Source organism: Photorhabdus sp. HUG-39, assembly GCF_963878365.1.
Lineage (GTDB): Bacteria > Pseudomonadota > Gammaproteobacteria > Enterobacterales > Enterobacteriaceae > Photorhabdus > Photorhabdus kayaii.
Genome location: NZ_CAWNWY010000086.1, coordinates 1 through 2338, shown reverse-complemented (window position 1 = coordinate 2338; position 2338 = coordinate 1). Strand labels below are relative to the sequence as shown.

At 38.6% G+C, this 2338-nt stretch carries 4 protein-coding genes and 1 pseudogene; 2 read left to right on the top strand and 3 right to left on the bottom strand.

From position 1 onward, the window contains the following. A pseudogene (locus AAC155_RS24020) lies at window positions 1-217 on the bottom strand (VRR-NUC domain-containing protein); the annotation flags it as partial. On the opposite strand from AAC155_RS24020, the gene AAC155_RS24015 reads away from it, so the two are divergent. After that, a complete protein-coding gene (locus AAC155_RS24015) occupies window positions 217-369 on the top strand; it encodes a hypothetical protein (protein WP_229015808.1) in 153 nt (50 codons plus the stop codon). The pseudogene AAC155_RS24020 and the gene AAC155_RS24015 overlap by 1 nt on opposite strands. A gap of 825 nt (window positions 370-1194) precedes the next feature. Here the strand turns inward: AAC155_RS24015 and AAC155_RS24010 are convergent. After that, window positions 1195-1443 carry a helix-turn-helix domain-containing protein gene (locus tag AAC155_RS24010; protein WP_011147600.1) on the bottom strand — a complete coding sequence of 83 codons (249 nt, stop codon included), beginning with the start codon at window positions 1441-1443 and terminating at the stop codon, window positions 1195-1197. Window positions 1444-1531: 88 nt separating this feature from the next. Continuing rightward, window positions 1532-1786 (bottom strand): helix-turn-helix domain-containing protein, encoded by a 255-nt coding sequence (locus AAC155_RS24005; protein WP_041380249.1) that lies wholly within the window; start codon window positions 1784-1786, stop codon window positions 1532-1534. Window positions 1787-1890: 104 nt separating this feature from the next. On the opposite strand from AAC155_RS24005, the gene AAC155_RS24000 reads away from it, so the two are divergent. Then, complete coding sequence (locus AAC155_RS24000; RefSeq protein WP_011147602.1) at window positions 1891-2148, top strand: helix-turn-helix domain-containing protein; 258 nt, start codon at window positions 1891-1893, stop codon at window positions 2146-2148. Window positions 2149-2338: the final 190 nt, after the last annotated feature.

Genomic DNA, 2338 nt, shown 5'->3' with positions numbered 1-2338 from the left:
GATTACTGGATTGCGGTAAATTATCACCATAACGCTGCTTAGAGACTTGACTGGTCGCCAGCATAGGCAGAGGAACATCCTTCTTCCCGCGGATAGCAAACACCACTTCCGCTTTATAGGGCCACAGAAAGTCATGCTTAAGCTCCTCAACCTTAATCAACCCACTCATAATGATTTGATTAAGAAAGCGAATAGCGCCCAGTTTGGTGATAATCATTGCCGGCAGACGCAGGGCGTATTCGGCTTTTTCCGCCAGATAACAGGGATCTTCATCAGCGGGAAACGCCTATTTCCATTGTGCAGGTGATTGATGTGACAGCCGGGCACATCTTGTCGTTGTTGGATATTGCCATACTTATATCTCCATAAATTCCATCACATACTCTACCGGCGTGTTACCTGACGCCGCGCGCGATAAATTTCGCTTATCCGCTCGATAAATAAAGCGACAATTGCGTTTCATCTATTGAAAATTTTTTACACAACTAGCGTCGTAAATATGACTGTAATTTATTCAATTTACCCATTTTTCCTTTAAATCTGTAGCACGGTAACCAATTCCGAACAGTTAGGCGGTATATTCTGCACTCATTAAAATGGGGTTAACACCCCTATCATAATGCACAGTACAGAAACCAAATGAAAATGATTGGAATGCATTCAGCTATGATCTTAGCTGAACTTGAACCTACCTCTAATGTAAAGCTATCTTAGCCTTATAAACCTCTATCTTGAGACTAAGAAGTTATTAAGAAGCGCCTGACAAATTTACCTAACCGAACGAGAAGAATGAGCGTATAGACAGGAAAAACGTGAAGTCATTTTCGGAATTCAGCATATAAGTTAGCAATACGCAATGCGTAAAAATCGTTGGTCAAATTAAGGGAGCCGAAGCTCCGAAAATTGGGGAAATCGCTATAGCTGAAAAGGCCGACCTCATGATCTCATAAACCAGCCCCCTCCAGCCTAGAGCGGAACCGGTTTAGTTACATCTATCTGCGCAAAAAGAGCGCAGATAGCTCCAATTAAGTGTTAGCCGAGTAAAATGTGTATAGATACTGCATAACACGGAGTATAAAAAACAACTTTAGGGATATTAAACCCTAATTGTTCTACCACATAGTTAATATAGTTAACTATGTGAATCCCTCTTTAGCTACGCTATCTGATGAAACTAGCGTAGATAGAAAGTTATCAGCATATCGAGGAATATTTTCTTGGGATTCTTTTTATGAGAACACTTGGTTCTAATGATAACAAATGTGCTATATGAACAAATTCCACAACATCCAATCTTCTTTCACCATTCTCAACTTTCGCAATAAACGATTGAGGGCGATCTAGCGCTTGAGCTAAATTCTCTTGCGTGACCCCCTTTGCTATACGAGCCTCACGGAGTGCTTTGATAACTATTTGATATTCATCAGAGTAAATTGAAACCATATATTTAATCCTACTAAGCATTTAGGATTAAATATCAATCGATTGTTGATTTATACCAAAATGGGATTTTTTATTTTATAAGCTCCGATCATTTTAACTTTTTAGGTTGTTTTTTGAACAAAATTTTTTCTAAAATTAGCACATAATCGACAGATAGCAAGTGTGCTATATGCACAAATTCAACCACATCCAACCTTCTTTCACCATTTTCAATTTTAGCAATAAATGATTGAGGTCGATCTAAGGCTTGAGCCAAGCTTTTTTGAGTAATACCTTTTTCTATCCTAGCTTTACGAAGAGTGTTTATAACCAATTGATATTCATATGAATAAATCGATGCCATTTCTTTAACCTTGATTAATATCCCAAAATCGAATATCAACCATTTACTTAAATATCCCAAAATAGGATAATTTATTGCGTTTGTTATATGGAGATATAAAGGAAATGAATAAAAAAGATTGGCATACCGCCGACATTATCGCTGCCTTACGTAAGCTCGGCACTACCTTAGCAGCGGTATCACGTAAGGAGGGACTTAGCTCATCTACATTAGCTAATGCTCTATCACGACCTTGGCCTAAAGGAGAGTGGATTATTGCGAACAATCTCGGAGTACATCCCTCAGAAATTTGGCCAAGCCGATATTTTGACGAGAATGGACAACCTATTGAACGAGTTATCCGAAGTAATTCCTCTAGGTGACTAATTCTCAACTAAATGGTCTAAGTTCGGTATAATATCGAACCTAGGCCATATTAGCTGCTTAGAGCCTATCCCAAAAGGAATTGTCATATTGTATAATATTCTAGAACGGATAATTTCTGAAGGTATAGAGAGTATGGCAAACAACAAATGGCGGCTCAGTGATGAACTTTGGGGAAAAATGGCGCCA

Excerpts from the sequence above, each read along its gene's own strand:
- AAC155_RS24000 (WP_011147602.1), top strand. The coding sequence starts at position 1,891 with ATGAATAAAAAAGATTGGCATACCGCCGACATTATCGCTGCCTTACGT.
- AAC155_RS24010 (WP_011147600.1), bottom strand. The coding sequence starts at position 1,443 with ATGGTTTCAATTTACTCTGATGAATATCAAATAGTTATCAAAGCACTC.
- AAC155_RS24005 (WP_041380249.1), bottom strand. The coding sequence starts at position 1,786 with ATGGCATCGATTTATTCATATGAATATCAATTGGTTATAAACACTCTT.